General features: G+C 71.4%; 15 protein-coding genes, 1 tRNA gene and 1 pseudogene. 5 read left to right on the forward strand and 12 right to left on the reverse strand.

Annotated elements, in window-relative coordinates:
- The coding region (locus tag ABT263_RS11865) for a helix-turn-helix domain-containing protein (protein ID WP_352290238.1) at positions 1 to 320 on the forward strand (320 nt) is incomplete at its 5' end.
- A gap of 39 nt (positions 321 to 359) precedes the next feature.
- On the opposite strand, the gene ABT263_RS11870 is transcribed toward ABT263_RS11865, so the two are convergent.
- The 3 genes from ABT263_RS11870 to ABT263_RS11880 all read right to left on the reverse strand — a co-directional run bounded on the left by ABT263_RS11870 (position 360) and on the right by ABT263_RS11880 (position 3718).
- Positions 360 to 905 carry a hypothetical protein gene (locus ABT263_RS11870; RefSeq protein WP_352290239.1) on the reverse strand — a complete coding sequence of 182 codons (546 nt, stop codon included), beginning with the start codon at positions 903 to 905 and terminating at the stop codon, positions 360 to 362.
- Positions 892 to 2544 (reverse strand): VWA domain-containing protein, encoded by a 1653-nt coding sequence (locus ABT263_RS11875; protein WP_352290241.1) that lies wholly within the window; start codon positions 2542 to 2544, stop codon positions 892 to 894. The genes ABT263_RS11870 and ABT263_RS11875 overlap by 14 nt, the downstream gene beginning before the upstream one ends.
- An 82-nt stretch (positions 2545 to 2626) precedes the next feature.
- Positions 2627 to 3718 carry a hypothetical protein gene (locus tag ABT263_RS11880; RefSeq protein ID WP_352290243.1) on the reverse strand — a complete coding sequence of 364 codons (1092 nt, stop codon included), beginning with the start codon at positions 3716 to 3718 and terminating at the stop codon, positions 2627 to 2629.
- Positions 3719 to 3984: 266 nt separating this feature from the next.
- On the opposite strand from ABT263_RS11880, the gene pyk reads away from it, so the two are divergent.
- On the forward strand, positions 3985 to 5415 hold the full coding sequence (gene pyk, locus ABT263_RS11885) for a pyruvate kinase (protein ID WP_352290245.1): 1431 nt from the start codon (positions 3985 to 3987) through the stop codon (positions 5413 to 5415).
- Positions 5416 to 5462: 47 nt separating this feature from the next.
- Here pyk and ABT263_RS11890 read toward each other — a convergent pair whose 3' ends face one another.
- From ABT263_RS11890 to ABT263_RS11900, 3 genes and pseudogenes are all read right to left on the reverse strand, one after another.
- Complete coding sequence (locus tag ABT263_RS11890; RefSeq protein WP_352290412.1) at positions 5463 to 6059, reverse strand: helix-turn-helix domain-containing protein; 597 nt, start codon at positions 6057 to 6059, stop codon at positions 5463 to 5465.
- A 42-nt stretch (positions 6060 to 6101) separates the two neighbouring features.
- Positions 6102 to 6374 (reverse strand): annotated as a pseudogene (locus tag ABT263_RS11895) (helix-turn-helix domain-containing protein); the annotation flags it as partial.
- Positions 6348 to 6431 (reverse strand) — tRNA-Leu (locus ABT263_RS11900). The gene ABT263_RS11900 and the pseudogene ABT263_RS11895, both read right to left, overlap by 27 nt.
- A gap of 62 nt (positions 6432 to 6493) precedes the next feature.
- On the opposite strand from ABT263_RS11900, the gene ABT263_RS11905 reads away from it, so the two are divergent.
- On the forward strand, positions 6494 to 7183 hold the full coding sequence (locus tag ABT263_RS11905) for an ANTAR domain-containing response regulator (protein ID WP_380394343.1): 690 nt from the start codon (positions 6494 to 6496) through the stop codon (positions 7181 to 7183).
- A gap of 81 nt (positions 7184 to 7264) precedes the next feature.
- On the opposite strand, the gene ABT263_RS11910 is transcribed toward ABT263_RS11905, so the two are convergent.
- From ABT263_RS11910 to ABT263_RS11935, 6 genes are all read right to left on the reverse strand, one after another.
- Positions 7265 to 7981, reverse strand: coding sequence for an ABC transporter ATP-binding protein (locus ABT263_RS11910; RefSeq protein WP_329487190.1), 717 nt, complete (start codon positions 7979 to 7981; stop codon positions 7265 to 7267).
- The gene (locus tag ABT263_RS11915) at positions 7978 to 8820 is read right to left on the reverse strand and encodes an ABC transporter ATP-binding protein (protein ID WP_352290389.1); all 843 of its coding nucleotides are present in this window, start codon (positions 8818 to 8820) and stop codon (positions 7978 to 7980) included. The genes ABT263_RS11910 and ABT263_RS11915 overlap by 4 nt, the downstream gene beginning before the upstream one ends.
- 8 nt (positions 8821 to 8828) lie before the next feature.
- Positions 8829 to 10763: a branched-chain amino acid ABC transporter permease gene (locus ABT263_RS11920; protein ID WP_352290391.1), complete on the reverse strand. Its 1935-nt coding sequence runs from the start codon at positions 10761 to 10763 to the stop codon at positions 8829 to 8831.
- A gap of 5 nt (positions 10764 to 10768) precedes the next feature.
- Positions 10769 to 11698, reverse strand: coding sequence for a branched-chain amino acid ABC transporter permease (locus tag ABT263_RS11925; protein WP_352290247.1), 930 nt, complete (start codon positions 11696 to 11698; stop codon positions 10769 to 10771).
- Positions 11699 to 11827: 129 nt separating this feature from the next.
- Complete coding sequence (locus ABT263_RS11930) at positions 11828 to 13057, reverse strand: branched-chain amino acid ABC transporter substrate-binding protein (protein WP_352290249.1); 1230 nt, start codon at positions 13055 to 13057, stop codon at positions 11828 to 11830.
- A 586-nt stretch (positions 13058 to 13643) separates the two neighbouring features.
- Positions 13644 to 14123, reverse strand: coding sequence for a PaaI family thioesterase (locus tag ABT263_RS11935; RefSeq protein WP_329487187.1), 480 nt, complete (start codon positions 14121 to 14123; stop codon positions 13644 to 13646).
- A gap of 386 nt (positions 14124 to 14509) precedes the next feature.
- Between ABT263_RS11935 and polA the strand changes: the two genes are divergently transcribed.
- Both polA and ABT263_RS11945 read left to right on the forward strand, forming a co-directional pair.
- Positions 14510 to 17209, forward strand: a complete 2700-nt coding sequence (gene polA, locus ABT263_RS11940) for a DNA polymerase I (RefSeq protein WP_352290392.1) — start codon at positions 14510 to 14512, stop codon at positions 17207 to 17209.
- Between the two features lie 223 nt (positions 17210 to 17432).
- Positions 17433 to 18620 carry a DUF3103 family protein gene (locus ABT263_RS11945; RefSeq protein ID WP_352290251.1) on the forward strand — a complete coding sequence of 396 codons (1188 nt, stop codon included), beginning with the start codon at positions 17433 to 17435 and terminating at the stop codon, positions 18618 to 18620.
- Positions 18621 to 18672: the final 52 nt, after the last annotated feature.

Here is an 18672-nt window from a genome sequence, read left to right on the forward strand (position 1 = left end):
GGCGCGGCGCCGCCCGCCGCGCCCTGCGCGAGGCCGCCGGCCGCGCCGAACGGCTCGGCGCGATACGACTGCGGGCCGTCGCCGTCGAGGCGCTCCGCGCCAGCGGCGCCCGGCGCGGCCGCGGTGAGCACGCCGGCGCCGAGGCCCTCACCGACAGCGAACTGCGGATCTGCCGCCTGGCCACGGCCGGACACTCCAACGCCGAGATCGCCGCCATGCTGCACCTGGCCGTCCGGACCGTGGAGACCCACCTGACCAACAGCTTCCGCAAACTCGGCGTACGCCGCCGGGCGGAACTCGCCGGCGCCCTGGATACGTGACCGGCCCGCGCCGACACCCGGCGCGGGCCCGCCCCCCGCTCAACCCGCCAGCACCGCCGCCATCCGCTCCACCTCCCGGGCGAGCGCCACCCCCGGATCCTCCCCGTCCGGCGTCCAGCGCTCCCAGGTCCGCGCCCGCAGATAGCCGTCCACCGCCACCGGCAGCCGCCGCAGCACGATCCGCTCCGCCGCCGGCCCCGGACCGACCACCCGCAACCGCTCCACCAGGTCGTCCAGCTTCACCGACGACGGCAGGGCCACCGTCCCCAGATAGCCCGCCAGCGCGTCCAGCTCCACCCAGCGCACCGGCGGCGCGGGCACCGGCACGTCCGGCAGCGGCACGTTCGGCACCCGCACGTCCGGCACCCGTCCCCGCCCCGGGGTCACCGGGCGCGGCCCCGGCGCCAGCAGCACACCCACGGCGTACAACGCCGCCACGATCCCCGGCCACCACGCACCGCCGAGCCCCGCGAAATGCAGCCCCAGCCCGACCGCCCCGCCCCCGCAGCCGACCAGATTGCGGGTGGACTCCAGATACCCCACCACCCGCCGCCCGCCCGGACCCCCGCGGCTACTGGTACCCACGGATCTCCTCGAACGCCCCGTCCAGCGACGCCGTCCCGTCGAACAGCTTGCCCCCGGTCAGCTCCGCGATCCCCTGCAACTGGTTCTTCGCCGCGTCCCCGAACAGGATCGGGAACACCGGCACCGCCTTCTGCGCCGCCGACAACCCGTTGTAGAAGTTCCGGAAGTCCTTGTCCGACGCGCCCTCGTTGCTCTCACCGTCCGTCATCACCACGATCGACGTGAACCGGTCGTCCTGCGCCGCCGCCTGCTGCCGGTCCAGGAACCGGTACGCCTCCTGCAGCGAGCTGTACACCGCCGTCCCGCCGTCCGCCGACAGCGCCTGCACATCCGCGTTGATCGACGCCAACTCCTGCTGCGCACCGGCCGCCGGCACCGTGTGCGTCTTCGTCGACTTCACCTTGGAGGCGAACGACAGCAGTGTCACCTCCTCGCGGTTGCGGAACCGCCGCACCCCCCGGGTGTCCTCCGCCCCGGTCAGCCGCCCCAGCGCGGACTTCAGCGCCGCCAGCCGCGCCCCCGCCATCGACCCTGAGGTGTCCAGCACGTACACCGTCCGCGACGGCCGGCGCAGCTCGTCCTGGTATGAGGCCAACAGGCCGTCCGCGACCGCCTTGCTGCCCGGGAACGGCAACTCGTGCCGCCGGTCGGCCGGCAGCGACGGCGCCGCCGCCACCCCCGCCGACACCGGGTGACGCAGCGTCAGCTCCGAGACGCGCTTCTGCACCTCGTCCTTCAGCAGGTAGTCGGTCAGCCGCCGGAACGAGTCCCGCTCCCGCTCGGCCGACGAACTGAGCAGCGTCAGCGGATAGTTCGCCGAAACCACGCCGTCGGTCGGCCGGATCACCGTCAACTGCTGGTCCGCCGCCAGCGTCTTGTTCATCGACAGCAGGACCGACTCGTAGTTGACCAGCGCCCCGACCCGGCCCTGCTCCGCCCGCGCGTACGCCTGCGCCAGCCAGCCGGACGAACCCGACGTCAGCTTCTGCCCCGTGAAGAACTGCTTCAACGACGGCGTCGCCTTCCGCACGTCCGCCTCGGTGAGCGCCGAATCCGCCCCCGAGAACGCCGCCGCCACCGCCACCAGCGCCGAGAAGCCCGAGTTGGACCGCGACGGGTCGGCCATCCCGTACGCCAGCCTGCCGGTCGACGCCGCGTCCGCCAGCTGCCCCCAGCTCACCTTGGAACCGTCGCCCCAGCCAAGCTCGTTGAGCGCGGACGACCGCACACCCACCGCCACCGGCGACACCATCACCGGCGTCTCCGACAGCAGCTTCGACTTCCCCGCGTCGTCCAGCCGCAGATAGTGGTTCGAGGGGAACCAGACCGCGTCGTACTTGCCGTCCGCCCGGCCCGAGGCCACGGCGTCCGCACCGTCCAGCGACCCGGTCCAGGCGAACTGGACGGTCACCCCGGTCGCCTTCTGCGCCTCCTCCAGCACCGGCGCCATGTCCTGCAGTTCGCTGCCGGCCAGCACCCGCAGCACCCCCGCGCGCGCGGTCGGCGCCGGCGCGTCGCTCTGCTGCGGAGCCGGCGCCGGCGAGGACGTGCACGCCGTCGCCGCCACCAGCAGGGCGAGCCCCGCCACCAGCACCCGCCCGCCGCGCCCCGCCGCGGCCCCCGCCCTGGTCGTCCTCATCGTCGCCCCGTCCGTCGTGCCGTCGTGTACCGCTTCGGGCGGTCCCGTTCGCCCCGCCACCGTCCCGCCCGCCATCGGCCGGTCACTTCCCCTTCGCCGCGTCGACCAGCTTGGCCAGCGCCTCCGAGGACGGCACCGGCGCCTGCTTCACCCGCGCCGCCGTCAGGTCCGCCGCGAAGGCCGGGTTCTCCCGCCCGGCGGTCCGCAGACCGAAGGCGGCCGGATCCGACTGCGGCCGGAACCCGTACCTGGCCTCCAGCGTGCGGAGCTTCTGGTCGTCGTTCAGCAGCGCGGCCAGCTTCTGCCCGGCCGCCGTGCGCCCGACGATGGTGTGGTCGGAGGAGATGGTGGTGTCCGGGTACAGCACCACCATGTCGCCGGTGCCCTTGCCCTCCACCGCCAGCTGCGCCGCCTGCGACTCGTAGGCGAGCACCAGCGGATTGCCCACGTTCGAGAGGAAGTCCCGGAACGGCTCGTCGCTGCTGCTCTTCTGGATGCCCTGCTTGCTGGTCAGCGCGGACAGCACGGCCTTCACCTGCTGCACCTCGGCGTCGCTCGACACCACCTGGTGGTTGTTGAGCAGGTAGGAGACGAGCGCGAGGTACAGCGCCCCGGAGGAGGACTCGGCGGGGTCCGTGGTGGTCATGAAGACCGCACCGCTGAGGTCCGCCTGGTCCTTCGCCCCGGTGAGTTCCTCCCACCGGCGGCCGGCCTTCACCACGTTGACGTACTCGTCCATCCTGAACGTCCACACCCGGGAGTTCTGGTCCTGGGAGGCCAGCCCGTTCTGCGCCAGCACCTTGGCCGTGGACTGGTGGGCCAGCACCACCAGGGGCGAGTAGAACGGGCGGACCGGCCCGTCCTTGAGCTGCAGCTGCCGGCGGATCGCCTCGGCCGGCGACAGGCTGGCCGGGAACGCGAAGTCGAGCCGGCCGAGGTCGCTCTCGCTCATCAGCCACGAACCGGTGGTCTGCACGTCGACCTTGAGGCCCTGCTCCGCCAGCGCGGCCACGACGTCCGGATCCTTGAAGAAGTCCCGCTTCTCGGAGCCGATCACGCCGGTCACCGTGACGACCTTCGAGCCCGGATCGTCCTTGCCGGTGGGTTTGAGCAGCGCGAACGCCACCCCGCCGAGCAGCACCAGTGCCGCGATCACCCCGAACGCACGCTTCATACCGGGCGATTCCCCCTCGTCGGACCCGTGTCCGGGCTCCCACCCGGGTGACGAGCGTCCCGCCGGGCCGCGAGCGGCGGCCGAAGGCGTGGTGAACCGGGGGTGAACACCCCTTCACGGAATCGCATCGGCGGACGCCCGCGGGGTGCCGCGCGCACACCAGTCCGAGCGGGTGTCAGATTGTTCAACTCACCTTCCTGCAAAGGTCATCCCGCCGGTCGGACGCGCGTCGATGTTACGCGCCGGTAATGCCTACGCTCAGGGGTATGCGCCGAGCAAAAATCGTCTGTACTCTCGGGCCAGCCACCGACTCGTACGACCAGATCAAGACGCTGGTCGACGCCGGGATGGACATCGCCCGCTTCAACCTGAGCCACGGCTCGCACGCCGAGCACGAGGAGCGCTACCGCCGGGTCCGCAAGGCCGCCGACGAGACCGGCCGCAGCGTCGGCGTGCTCGCCGACCTTCAAGGCCCGAAGATCCGACTGGAGACCTTCGCCGAAGGTCCGGTACTTCTCGAACGCGGCGACGAGTTCACGATCTCCACCGACAAGGGCGTCGTCGGAGACCAGAACATCTGCGGCACCACCTACCCGGGCCTCGCCGCCGACGTCACCAGCGGCGAGCGGATCCTCGTCGACGACGGCCGGGTCACCCTGGAGGTCGTCGAGGTGGCCGGCCCGCTGGTCCGCTGCACCGTCGTCGAGGGCGGCCTGGTCTCCGACCACAAGGGCCTCAACCTCCCCGGCGTCGCCGTCTCCGTACCCGCGCTGAGCGAGAAGGACATCGCCGACCTGCGCTGGGCCCTGCGGACCGGCGCCGACCTGATCGCGCTCTCCTTCGTCCGCAGCGGCCGCGACATCGAGGACGTCCACCGCGTGATGGCGGAGGAGGGGCGCTTCGTCCCGGTCATCGCCAAGATCGAGAAGCCGCAGGCGGTCGAGAACCTGGAATCCATCGTGGACGCCTTCGACGGCATCATGGTGGCCCGCGGCGACCTGGGCGTGGAGATGCCCCTCGAACAGGTCCCGATGGTCCAGAAGCGCGCCGTCAAGCTGGCCAAGCGCAACGCCAAGCCGGTCATCGTCGCCACCCAGATGCTGGACTCGATGATCAACGCCTCCCGCCCCACCCGGGCCGAGGCCTCCGACGTCGCCAACGCCGTCCTCGACGGCAGCGACGCGGTGATGCTCTCCGGCGAGACCTCCGTCGGCAAGTACCCCGTCGAGACGGTCCGGACCATGGGCCGCATCATCGAGGCCGCCGAACAGGACGTCCTCGCCGACGGCCTCCCGCCGCTCACCGCCGGCACCAAGCCGCGCACCCAGGGCGGCGCCGTCGCCCGCGCGGCCACCGAGATCGGCGACTTCCTGGGCGCCAAGTACCTGATCGCCTTCACCCAGTCCGGCGACACCGCCCGCCGGCTCTCCCGCTCCCGCTCGCCGATCCCGGTGCTCGCCTTCACCTACGAACCGGCCGTCCGCAGCCAACTCGCCCTCACCTGGGGCGTGGAGACCTTCCTCGGCCCCTTCGCCGCCACCACGGACGAGATGGTCGAACAGGTCGACGCCGCGCTGCTCTCCCTCGGCCGCTGCCGCAAGGGCGACATCGTCGTCATCACCGCCGGCTCCCCACCCGGCCTCGCCGGCTCCACCAACCTCGTCCGCGTCCACCACGTGGGAACACTTGACAGCTGACCGGGCTTCGCTGATGGCGGCGCGCTCCCGGGAGGAGCGCGCCGCCATCAGTACTTGGGGCCGATGTGGGCGTCCATGAGGGCGACGGAGGCCTTGCGGGCGATGGAGACGTTGACCTGGCCGGTGGGGCGGGGGACGGAGGTCTTCCACCGCACGCCGACGGCGTCGAGGGTCGAGGTGAGGAGGGCGACGATGTCGGTCGAGGTGTTGGTGAAGAAGTAGCGCGGGTATTCGTGGCGGCGGACGACACCGTTGACGGTGCGGGTCGCCCAGTTGGTGATGCGGCAGCCGTCGGAGTGGATCAGGCCGCGCAGGAACTCCCACGGGTGGGCTTCGACGATCTCCTGTTGCCAGAGCCGCAGGGCGATGAGGCGCTCGTGCTTCTTACCGGCGCCGTGCTGGGGGAAGTAGCAGGTCAGGTGCTGGGAGTACAGCTTCACGTCGTGGGAGCCGGTTCGGCGGACGCGGCACGGTTTGTTGTGCGGCATCACCTCGCGCATGGCCTTCTCGGCGGAATCCATGATTCCCGGCCAGTTGTCGTCGCAGGAGATGGACAGGCTCGCCGTGCGGTGCTGCTCGGGCCGGCTGATGTGACCGTCACCCAGATAGAGGCCGAGCAGGTAAGCGTAGGCGGAGCGGTTCATCTCGTCTCCGTGGCAGTGGACGCAGGTCGACCGCTTGCGCCCGGGAAGCGTGCCGTGCTTGGCACGATCTTCGTGCTTCCACCAGGAGACGGTGCCGGGTGGGACGCCGAGCCTCCGTGCTACGTCGGTGTTGCGGACGCCTTGGCGAAGGAGACGGACGGCTTGTTCGCGCACTGAGGGCGGAGTCATGTCGCTCAGCGTGTGTGCTGCCCGGGTGACATCGGGGAGATTCCGCGACCATCCACCGGATCCGGTGAATTCCTCATTCAGCGGGAATACCGCGTGAAGTGCCGGGTGCGGGATTCGAACCCGCATGTCCTTTCGGACAGATGTGTTTGAGACATCCGCGTAAGCCTATTCCGCCAACCCGGCCGGGTGCGACTGCGACAGCATACCGCGTGCGCGTCCGCGGGTGGGTGTAGGTACCCTCATTGATGCAGTACCCCGCCGGAACGAGGAGCCCCGTGAGCACCGCCGACGAGCAGGCAGAGCCGCTTGAGACCGACATGCCCCAGATCACCCGAATTGTGATCGCCGAGGACGAGGCGTTGATCCGCCTCGACCTGAAGGAGATGCTCGAAGAGGAGGGGTACACGGTCGTCGGCGAGGCCGGGGACGGGGCGACGGCGCTGAAGCTGGTCGAGGAGCTGCGGCCCGACCTGGCGATCCTGGACGTGAAGATGCCCGTCCTGGACGGGCTCTCCGCCGCCGAGCAGATCCACGAGGCGCACCTGGCGCCCGTGCTGATGCTGACCGCGTTCTCGCAGCGCGAGCTGGTGGACCGGGCGCGGGACGCGGGCGCGATGGCGTACATCGTGAAGCCGTTCAGCAAGAGCGACCTGGTCCCCGCGATCGAGATGGCCGTCTCCCGGTACACCGAGATGCGGACGCTGGAGGAGGAGATCCAGGACCTCACCCAGCGGCTGGAGACCCGGAAGCTGGTGGACCGGGCGAAGAGCGTCCTGCAGACCAAGTTCGGGCTGAACGAGCCGGCCGCGTTCCGGTGGATCCAGAAGACCTCGATGGACCGTCGGATGACGATGGCCGCGGTCGCGGAGGCCGTGATCGAAGAGGGCGAGGCCCAGGACAAGAAGAAGGCCGACGAGGCCAAGGGCGAGCAGTAGCGGCCCGTGGGCCGACAGGCACGTGGAAGGGCCCGGCAGCGCACGCTGCCGGGCCCTTCCACGTGCCGCCCGGGCGGGAGGTCAGTCCTCGCCGAGGTAGGCCTTCCGCACGGACTCGTCGTGCAGGAGGTCGGCGCCGGTGCCCTTGAGCACGATGCGGCCGGTCTCCATCACGTAGCCCTGGTCGGACAGCGAGAGCGCCGCCTGGGCGTTCTGCTCGACCAGCAGGATGGTCGTGCCGCTGGCCTTCAGCTCCACGATGGTCGCCATGATCTTCTGCATCATCAGCGGGGAGAGCCCCATCGAGGGCTCGTCCAGCATCAGCAGCTTCGGCTGGGACATCAGTGCCCGGCCCATGGCGAGCATCTGCTGCTCGCCGCCGGACAGGGTGCCGGCGGCCTGCTTGCGCCGCTCGCCGAGGATCGGGAAGAGGCCGTAGGCCCGCTCGACGTCCGCCGCGATGCCGGCCGTGTCGGTGCGCAGGAACGCGCCGAGCAGCAGGTTCTCCTCGATGGTCATCCGCGGGAAGATGTGCCGGCCCTCGGGGGAGTGGGCGAGCCCGAGGGCGACGATCTTGTGGGCGGGGACGGTGGTGAGGGCCTGGCCGTCGAAGGTGACCGTGCCGCCGGTGGGCTTGAGCAGACCGGACAGGGTGCGCAGGGTGGTGGTCTTGCCGGCGCCGTTGGTGCCGATCAGGGTGGTGACCTCGCCCTGGTTGACGGTGAAGCTGATGCCCTTGACGGCTTCGATCTTGCCGTAGGCGACGCGGAGGTCCTTGACCTCGAGGAGTGCGGTCACTGGTCGGTCTCCGTTGCTGCGGGGGCGGTGCCTTCGAGCGGTGCGCCGAGGTAGGCGGTGATGACGCGTTCGTCGCCCTGGACGGTCTCGCGGTCGCCTTCGACGATCTTCTGGCCCTGGACCAGGACGGCGGTGCGGTCGCACAGGTTGAAGATGAACCGCATGTCGTGCTCGATGACGAGGATGGAGATGCCCTTGTCACGGATGGCGAAGACGAGTTCCTCGGCGGCCCGGGTCTCCTGCGGGTTCATGCCGGCGGTGGGCTCGTCGAGGAGCAGCAGGCCGGGGTCGGAGGCGAGGGCCCGGGCGATCTCCAGCTTGCGCTGTTCGCCGTAGGGGAGGTTGCGGGCGAGGTGGTCGGCCTTGTCGGCGAGTCCGGTGAACGCCAGCAGTTCCATGGCGCGGGCGCGGCTCTCGGCTTCGGCGCGGTGGTAGCCGGGGCCGCGGAGGATGGCGGAGAAGATGCCTTCCTTGGTGCGGCTGTGCCGGCCGACGAGGACGTTCTCCAGGACGGTCATGTTGGCGAAGAGCCGGATGTTCTGGAAGGTGCGGGCGATGCCGGCCTGGGTGACGAGGTGGGGCTTGGGCGGCAGGACGGTGCCGCGGTAGGCGACGCGTCCCTCGGTGGGGACGTAGAGGCCGGTGAGGCAGTTGAAGAAGGTGGTCTTGCCGGCGCCGTTGGGGCCGATCAGGCCGATGATCTCGCCTTCGCCGACGGTGAGGGAGACGTTGTTGACGGCGGTGAGGCCGCCGAACCGCATGGTGACGCCGGAGACTTCGAGCAGGGGCTTGGCGGGGCCGGGCCCGGAGACGGCGGCGGGGGCGTCGGTGGTGGTCATCTGGCTGGTCACGCCCCTGCCTTGGTGAGGGCGACGGTGTCGCCGGAGAGCTGCGCGGGGATCGCGGCCTCGTGGAATTCCAGCTGGTTGCGCCGGTTGGGGATGAGCCCTTCGGGGCGGACGCGCATCAGCACGATGAGGGCGATGCCGAAGGCGAGCAGCTGGTAGTTGGAGAGGAACTCCAGCTTCTTCGGGATGAGGAAGAGGAGGGTGGCGCCGGCCAGCGGGCCGCTGATGGTGCCCATGCCGCCGAGGATGACGGCGGCGAGCAGGAAGGCGGAGTTGGGCGGCAGGGCCTCGGCGAAGGTGTACTGGTCGGGGGTGACGGTGTAGCTGACGTGGGCCTGGACGGTGCCGGCGAGGCCGGCGAGGCAGGCGCCGAGGGCGAAGGCGAGGAGCTTGAGCCGGAAGCCGTTGATGCCCATGGCCTCGGCGGCGGTCTCGTCCTCGCGGATGGCGACCCAGGCGCGGCCGATGCGGGAGTCGCCGACCCGGGCGAAGACCAGCACGACGAGGGCGGTGACCAGGAGCATCAGCAGGTAGTAGTTGGAGAACCGGCCGAGTTCGACGCCGAGGACGGTGTGCGGCTTGCCGAGGTCGAAGCCGAGGATCTGGAGGTCGGGGATCCGCGGGATGCCGTTCGAGCCGTTGGTGATCTTGGGGCCGGTGGTGCCGTTGAGGTTGAGCATGGTGATGCGGAAGATCTCGCCGAAGCCGAGGGTGACGATGGCGAGGTAGTCGCCGCGCAGCCGCAGGGTGGGGGCGCCGATCAGCACACCGAAGATCATCGACACCACGGCGCCGGTCAGCATCGCGGCCCAGAAGGGGAACTGGACGTGGATCGGCGAGGCGGGGGAGCCGGAGACCAGGGCGGCGGCGTAGGCGCCGACGCCGAGGAAGGCGACGTAGCCGAGGTCGAGCAGGCCGGCCAGGCCGACGACGATGTTGAGGCCGAGGGCGACGGTGGCGAAGATCAGGATGTTGGCGGCGACCGAGGTGTACTGGTCGCTGGTCTGGGTGAACGGGAAGCTGGCGGCGGCGGCGAAGGCGGCGCCGGTGGTGACCGGGCGGTACTTGACGGTCAGCGCGCGCAGCCGGGCCAGCAGGCCGCCCTTGGCCAGGGCGGGGACGACGGCGGCGGCGAGCAGCAGGTAGGCGGTGAAGAGTTCGCCGTACTCGGTGTCGATGCCGAAGGTGATCGCGAACAGGCCGATGGCGAAGGCCAGCACGATGAGCAGGACCTCGGCCCAGGAGGGCAGTTCGCGGGCGGCGGGCAGTGGCCGCTCGACGGTGCCGAGGCGGAGCGCGCTGTTGGCGAGGTGGCCGATCTGCAGGAGCAGGACGGCGGCGGCGGCGATCACCAGGGCGCCGGCGAGGGCGGTCAGCACCGGGGCGACGGGCTTGTCCTCGGGGACGGCGTGGGTGGCGAACCAGACGACCGGGGCGGCGGGGAGGAGCAGGAACAGCCGCCGGTCGAGGATCCGCACCGGGACGTGGGTGCGCCGGTCGAGCGGCAGGCCGAGGGCGCCGACGACGGCGAGCAGCGAGCCGAGGGCGGCGACCCAGCCGCCGGGGTCGAGGTTGGCGAGGCCGCCGAGGTCGACCGCGATGGCGATGACGGAGAACCAGCTGACGGCGAAGGCGCCGGCGGCGGCGAGCAGGACGGCGTTGTGGCTGCGGGTGGGGGCGGCCCAGCGCAGTCCGCGGACGCCGTGGGTGGCGAGCAGCAGGGCGAGGGTGAGCAGGCCCGCGGTGAGGGCGAGCCACTGGAGGCCGGCGGGGGAGCCGTAGTAGGTGAGGTCGCCGGGGAACTCGTCGGTGTACGTCCAGGACATCAGGGCGGAGCCGGCGGTGGCGAGGGCGCCGAGGCCGGTGAGGAGGGCGGCGGCGCGGGCCGGCAGCGGGATGACCGGGGTGGTCTCGGTGGTCGAGGTGGTGGTCATGGTGCTCACGCCCTGTCCGCGACGCGTTCGCCGAGCAGGCCCTGGGGTCGGACGAGCAGGACGAGGATGAGGAGTACGAAGGCCCAGACGTCCTTCCAGGCGCCGCCTCCGAAGAGGTGCATGCCGGGCAGGTGCTGGATGTAGCCGGTGGCGAGGGCTTCGGCGAGGCCGAGGGCGACGCCGCCGAGCATGGCGCCGTAGATGTTGCCGATGCCGCCGAGGACGGCCGCGGTGAAGGCCTTGAGGCCGAGCAGGAAGCCCATCCGGAAGTCGACCTGGCCGCTGCGCAGGCCGTAGGCGACGGCGGCGACGGCGGCGAACGCGGCACCGATGGCGAAGGCCATGACGATGATCCGGTCGGTGTCGATGCCCATGAGCTTGGCGGTGTCGGGGTCCTGGCTGGTGGCCTGCATGGCGCGGCCGGAGCGGGTGCGGGTGACGAACCAGCCGAGGGCGAGCATGCAGAGCGGGGCGGCGATGATCAGGAAGATGTCGCTGCGCTGGACGGTGACGGAGCCGAGCTCGAACGGGTCGCCGGGGATCTTCGGGAAGACCCGGGCCTTCTTCGCGTCGGGGTAGAACGAGAAGACGAGCTGCTGCAGGACGATCGACAGGCCGATCGCGGTGATCAGGGGGGCCAGTCGGGGCGCGGTGCGCAGCGGCCGGTAGGCGAAGCGCTCGGCGGCGACGGCGGTGAGCGTGGAGACCAGGATGCCGGCTATCAGCATCAGCGGTAGGGCCAGCCAGAGCGTGGTGCCGCCGGGGAGGGCGAGGTAGGCGGTCAGGGCGCCGAAGCCGCCGACCATGACGATCTCGCCGTGGGCGAAGTTGATGAGCTGGACGATGCCGTAGACCATCGTGTAGCCGATCGCGACGAGCCCGTAGAGGGCGCCGAGGATCAGGCCGTTGGCCAGCTGCTGCGGTAGGTCGTGCACCGCTGGGCCTCCGTTGTGCGTTGCGTGAAGTCCGCGTGGGTGGGGGATGTGGGCACGCGCGGGGGCACTGGTGGCGCCCCCGCGCGGGATGACTCCGGTGTTGCGGGCCGTTCCTGACGGTTGGTCAGGTCAGCCGCTGAAGGTGCCGGACTTCTCCACGGCCCACTTGCCGTCCTTGACGGTGTAGACGGTGAGCTGCTTGTTGGTGGTGTCGCCGAACTCGTCGAAGGAGACCTTGCCGGTCACGCCGTCGAAGGAGACCTTCTGGACGGCCTCGACGACCTTGGCGCGGGGGTTGCTGGGGAGCTTGCCGCCGTTGTCCTTGACGACGTTCTTGACGGCCTCGATGATCGCCCAGCCGCTGTCGTAGGAGTAGCCGCCGTAGGTCTCGTAGGCGTCCTTGTAGCCGGCGGCCTTGTAGTCGGCGATGAACTTGGCGGCGGTGGGGAGCGCCTCGACGGGCAGGCCGACGGCGGTGGCGTAGTCGCCCGCGCTCTTGGGGTTGAGCTTGATGAAGTCGCCGCTCTGGATGCCGTCGCCGCCCATCAGGGGGATGGTGAGGCCGGCGTCCTTGAGCTGGAGGGAGAGCGGACCGGCGGCGGGGTACTCGCCGCCGTAGTAGACGGCTTCGGCGCCGGAGCTCTTGACCTTGGTGACGACGGCGGCGAAGTCGCGGTCGTCGGGGTTGACGTGCTCCTCGCCGACGATGGTGCCGCCCTGCTTGACGAACTCGCCCTTGAAGGTGGCGGCGAGGCCGGCGCCGTAGGTCTTCTGGTCGTCGATGAGGAAGACCTTGGTCTTCTTGGCGTCCTTGGCCAGGAACTGGGCGGCGAAGGGGCCCTGGACGGCGTCGGTGGTGGCGGTGCGGAAGTAGGACTTGAAGGGGCGGGCCTTGTCGCCGCTGGCCCACTTCTCGCCCTGGCTGAGCGCGACGCCGGTGTTGGCGGGGGAGATCTGGACGAGGTTGGCGTCGTTGAAGATCTGCTGCATCGACTGGGCGACGCTGGAGTTCAGCGGGCCGACGACGCCGATGACGTTCTTGTCGGCGACCAGCTGGGTGGCGTTCTGCTGGCCCGGGGCGGGCTTGGCGGTGTCGTCGAGGGCCTTGATCTCGAACTTGACGCCGGGGACCTCGTTCTTCTCGTTGGCCTGCTTGACCGCGAGCTCGACGGAGTTGCGGATGCCGAGGCCGAGGGCGGAGAGGTCGCCGGTGAGCGGCGCGTCCACGCCGATGGTGACGGTGGTGGTGGCCCCGGCGTTGCCGTCCCCGGACTTCTTCTCGCCGCGGGATCCGCAGGCGCTGATGCTGAGGGCGCCGATCACGGCAATGCTCACGACAACTGCTGAACGGTGACGCACAGGGGTCCCCTTCGGTTCAGGAGGGCGCCGCGCCTGAGTGGCGGGAGCCGGGATGCGCAATGGGCCTGGCCCAATCCGGTGGCGCGGTGACTGGCCGTGACTCTAGATGCCTCTGGGCGGCTCGGGCAGTGCTGTGGCGAGGCTGTGATTCTCTTGTTATGAGCACACGGAGCGACCGTCTCACTATGTGGTCGTTCTGGCCCGATCGATCCTGTACTGACAGGCGTCTACTCGCTGGTAGGTGCATGTAAGGGCCAGAATTGCGGGTGACTCCTGGCCTCACCGATAATCGGACACGACTGTCCGCCGTGCTGGTGTCGGGCGTGTGCGTCCGAATATCGGACATTCCCGGGAATGGCGAAACACCCCCGGGTCGATGCGGGCCCGGAAGCGGTCAAAAGTTCGGATTTCCTACTTGTTACGCAGTGTTACATCCCTCGCAGTGCGCGCAAACGCGTCCGCCCCCTTGTCTGGACCAACGCCTGCCCAGGGCAGTCGAAGGTCAAACAAGGGGGCGGACAAGGGAATTGATGATCGGTCGGCCCGACCGGCGGGCCATTGACGGGTCGGCCGGGCCGACGGGGCGTCAGAGGTCGCGGAGCATGCAGGTCAGGCGGCAGCTGGTGATCCGCTTGCCGGTGTCGTCGGTGATCGCGATCTCGTAGGTGGCGGCGGTGCGTCCCTTGAACACGGCGGTGGCGACCCCGGTGATCAGGCCGGAGGTGGCCGAGCGGTGGTGGGTGGCGTTCAGGTCCACGCCCACCGCGTACCGGCCGGGGCCGGCGTGCAGCATCGCGCCGACCGAGCCGAGGGTCTCGGCCAGCGCCGCCGAGGCGCCGCCGTGCAGCAGCCCGTACGGCTGCTGGTTCCCCTCGACGGGCATCGTGCCGACCACCCGGTCGCCGGAGGCCTCGACGACCCGGATCCCGAGCTTGTCGCCGAGGCGGCCGCCGGAGAAGGTGGCCGGGTCGACGCCGAGCTTCGCGAAGTGGTCCAGCACCTCCTGCGGGATGTTCAGGGCGGGGGCCGGTTCGGGGGTGGTCGCGCCGGGGGCCGCTTCGGTCATGGGGGAGCTCCTGCCGCTCGGGGGTCACGTCGTCGTGCTGCCTGTGATCGTACGACCGTCCTACTCGGCGGTAGTGATCGCGTGGGGGAGTTGGCGTGGCGGGCGCGCCCGGACCGTTCCCCGTCGGCCGGGACCCGTTCCCCCTCCCGGCCGGACCCGGCTCCTCGCGCACGGGCGCGCCCGCGCGAGTGCGCGCCCGCCCGGGCACGCCCCCCTGGGCGCCGCACCCCGCGGGCCCGGCGCACGGACCGCGCGGCGCCCTTTTTGTCGGTGCCGGGCCATAGGATCGGTGGCCGGTAGTGGAATCGGCAGGAACGGACGTTGACGTGGCTACGCAGAGTACGGACAAGGGCGCGGCGGGTGGCGGCGGGGCGCGGCCCCGGCTGATGCTGCTCGACGGGCACTCGATGGCCTACCGGGCGTTCTACGCGCTGCCCGTGGAGAACTTCAACACCTCCACCGGCCAGCCCACCAACGCGGTGTACGGCTTCGCCTCGATGCTCGCCAACACCGTCCGGGACGAGCGGCCCACCCACCTCGCGGTGGCCTTCGACCTCTCCCGGCAGACGTTCCGCTCCGTCGAGTTCCCCGACTACAAGGCCAACCGGGCCAAGACGCCGGACGAGTTCCGCAGCCAGATCGGCCTGATCGGCGAACTGCTGGACGCCATGCGGGTGCCGCGGATGACGGTCGAGGGCTTCGAGGCCGACGACATCATCGCCACCCTGGCCACCGCCGCCGAGGCGGCCGGCTTCGACGTCGACATCGTCACCGGCGACCGGGACTCGCTCCAGCTGGTCACCGACCACATCACCGTCCTCTACCCGACCAAGGGCGTCTCCGAACTCACCCGCTACACCCCGGAGAAGGTCGCCGAGAAGTACGGCGTCACCCCCCGCCAGTACCCCGACCTCGCGGCGCTGCGCGGCGACCCGTCCGACAACCTGCCCGGCATCCCGGGCGTCGGCGAGAAGACGGCCGCCAAGTGGGTCAACCAGTTCGGCTCCTTCGACGAACTCGTCTCCCGCGCCGACGAGGTGAAGGGCAAGATCGGCGAGAAGCTGCGCGACCACCTGGACTCGGTCAAGCGCAACCGCGTCCTCACCGAGCTGGTCCGCGACGTCGAACTCCCGCTCGCCGTCGCCGACCTGGAGCGCGCCGCGTTCGACCGCGAGGCGGTCGCCGGTCTGATGGAGTCGCTGGAGTTCCGCAACGCCAACTTCCGCGACCGGGTCTTCGGCATCGACCCGGCCGCCGCCGAGCCCGAGGCCGCCGTCGAACTCGCCCCCGGCGTCGAGGTGGACGGCGAACTGCTCACCGACCCGGGCACGCTGGCCGGGTGGCTGCGCGGGCACTCCGACGGCAAGGCCCCGGTCGCGCTGGCCGCCGTCTACCGGTGGGCGCTCGGCACCGGCGAGGTCACCGAGATCGCGCTGGCCGCCGGCGAGACCGCCGCCTGGTTCGACCCGGCGCTGCTCGCCGAGGAGGACGAACGCGCCTTCGCCGACTGGCTGGCCGACCCGGCCGCCCCCAAGGCCCTGCACATCGCCAAGCAGGTGATGCGCGCCTTCGCCGAGCGCGGCTGGACGATCGCGGGCGTCGTCGCCGACACCGCCCTCGCCGCGTACCTGGAGAAGCCCGGCCGCCGCACCTTCACCCTGGAGGTGCTCGCCGAGGAGTACCTGGCCCGTTCGCTCGCCCCGGCCGCGGTCGCCGAGAGCGGCCAGCTCGCCTTCGACGCCCCCGAGGAGCCGGACGAGGTCGACGCGGTGGCCGCCCGCGCCCAGGCGCTGATGCTCCAGGCCCGCGCCGTGCTCGACCTCGCCGCCCTCTTCGACACCCGCCTCGCCGAGGTCGGCGCCACCGAGCTGCTGCGCGACATGGAGCTGCCGATCGCCGCCCTGCTGGCCCGGATGGAGCGCACCGGCATCGCCGCCGACCGCCCCTGGCTCACCGGCCTGGAGGCCCAGTTCGCCACCGAGATCCAGCGCGTGGTGGAGGAGGCGCACGCCGCCGCCGGCCACGAGTTCAACCTCGGCTCGCCCAAGCAGCTCCAGGAGATCCTCTTCGGCGAGCTGGCCCTGCCCAAGACCAAGAAGATCAAGACCGGCTACACCACCGACGCCGACGCGCTCACCTGGCTGGCCGGCCAGACCGACAACGAGCTGCCGGTCATCCTGCTCCGCCACCGCGACCAGGCCAAGCTGCGCACCACCGTCGAGGGCCTGCTCAAGACGGTCTCGCCGGCCGGCCGGATCCACACCACCTTCAACCAGATGGTCGCCGCCACCGGCCGGCTCTCCTCGCAGGACCCGAACCTGCAGAACATCCCGGTCCGCACCGAGGAGGGCCGCGCCATCCGCCGCGCCTTCGTCGTCGGCGCGGGCTACGAAGCGCTGCTGACGGCCGACTACTCCCAGATCGAACTGCGCATCATGGCCCACCTCTCCGAGGACGAGGCCCTGATCGAGGCCTTCGCCACCGGCGAGGACCTGCACACCACCGTCGCCTCCCAGGTCTTCGACGTCCCCGGCGACGCGGTGGACGCCGAGATGCGCCGCAAGATCAAGGCGATGTCCTACGGTCTGGCGTACGGGCTCTCCGCGTACGGGCTCTCCCAGCAGCTCGGCATCAAGCCCGCCGAGGCCCAGGGCCTGATGGACACCTACTTCGAGCGCTTCGGCGGCGTGCGCGACTACCTGCGCCGGGTCGTCGACGAGGCCCGCGCCACCGGCTACACCGAGACCCTGCTCGGCCGCCGCCGCTACCTGCCGGACCTCAACAGCGACAACCGCCAGCGCCGCGAGATGGCCGAGCGGATGGCCCTCAACGCCCCGATCCAGGGCTCGGCCGCCGACATCGTCAAGATCGCCATGCTCCGGGTGGACGAGGCGCTGACCGCCGCCGGCCTCACCTCCCGGATGCTGCTCCAGGTGCACGACGAAATCGTGCTGGAGCTGGCGCCCGGTGAGCGCGAGCAGGTCGAGGCGATCGTCCGCGCGCAGATGGCCGGCGCCTACCCGCTGCGCGCCCCGCTCGACGTCTCGGTGGGCGTCGGCGCGAACTGGGAGGCCGCCGCGCACTGACGGCCGGCGAGAAGGCGGTGGGCGCGGTCCGGATCGGGCCGCGCCCACCGCCTTCTCGCCGTCCGGCGGCCGGCCGGGCCGCCCGGCGGGCGATTGCTTCGTACCGGGGGTTGATCCGGCGTCAGGAGAGCTCTTCACTTGTCATGGCACCGACGTCCATGATCCGCGCGCCGTGCCGCTCCACCCGCTCCGACGCCTCACCCGACGAGTCTGGAGATCCCTCATGTCCGTGCTCCCTCTGCGGCGCGCCGTCGTGGCGCTCGCGGCCCTGCCGCTGCTGGCGCTCGGCGCCGGCCAGGCGCTGGCCGCCCCGGCACCGCACCCCACCGCTCCCGCCCAGGCGCCCGCCGCCCGGGCCACCGCCACCCAGGTGTCCGCGATCGAGGACGAGGTCGCCCGCGCGCTGGCCGGCGCCCTCACCGACGCCGCGCTGCGCGACCGGCTGCGGTCCGCGACCGCCGACGCGGCCTCCGGCGCCGCCGACCTCGGCCCGCTGGCCGCGGCCGCCCAGGGCCCCGCCGGCCGGCTCGCCGCCACCACCGCGCAGGCGGACCGCCGGATCGCCGCCGCCAAGGGCCTCGGCGACCTCGGCCCGCTGCTGCGCGTCCAGTTGGCCGACCCGTCGATGCGGCCCGCGCTGGACGCGGGCGCCGCGCCGCTGGTGGCCACCGCCGTCGCCGACGACCACGCCCGCACCGTCCGCGCCTACGACACCGCCGGCCGGGTCCACGCGCTCGACGCCACGGCGGTGCCCGGGCAGCCGGTCTACCTGGTGGACATCGACACCGCCAGGACGCTGGCCGCCGGTATGGCCGTCCTCCAGCGGGAGTTCGGCGCACGCGGTCTCGACGCCGCGGGCGGTGCCGCCGCGGCGAACGGCCCGGAGACGGCGCAGGGACCGGGCGCGGCGCAGGCGGCCGGCGGCTGGTGGGCCACCAAGATCAGCGGCATCGAGGTCGCCGACGACGAGGAGCCCTGGTTCAAGGGCGCCGCCGAGATGTTCGGCCTGGTGACCGGCTTCGGCCAGGACGGCAAGGTCAGGGTCGACTCGGTCGCCATGCCGTACCTCCAGTACGACGGCACGGTGTACCACCCGAACCAGATCCTGGTGAACTGGTCGAACTACAAGTACAACCTGGCCGACGTCGTCCTGATGGAGGACGACGGCGACACCAACTACCTGGCGCTGGCCCAGGCGGTGGCCGCCGTCCTGCTCACCATCGCCGACCAGGGCGCCTACATCCCGCTGGTCAACGCCGTCCTGGCGGCCCTGCCGACCTCCTGGTGGGTCGACGACCCGGACTACGTGGAGTCCTGGTACACCCTCGCCCGGACCAGTTCGGGCCGGCTCAACGGGGCCCGCGGCAACGGCTGGATGACCGTCGAGCCGTACTTCGTCGAGCAGTTCTGACGTTCCGACGGTTCCGGCCGGGCGGCCGCCCGTGGGGCGCGACCCCGCGGGC

The sequence above is a fragment of the Kitasatospora sp. NPDC001603 genome, from assembly GCF_040298365.1.
Taxonomy (GTDB): domain Bacteria; phylum Actinomycetota; class Actinomycetes; order Streptomycetales; family Streptomycetaceae; genus Kitasatospora.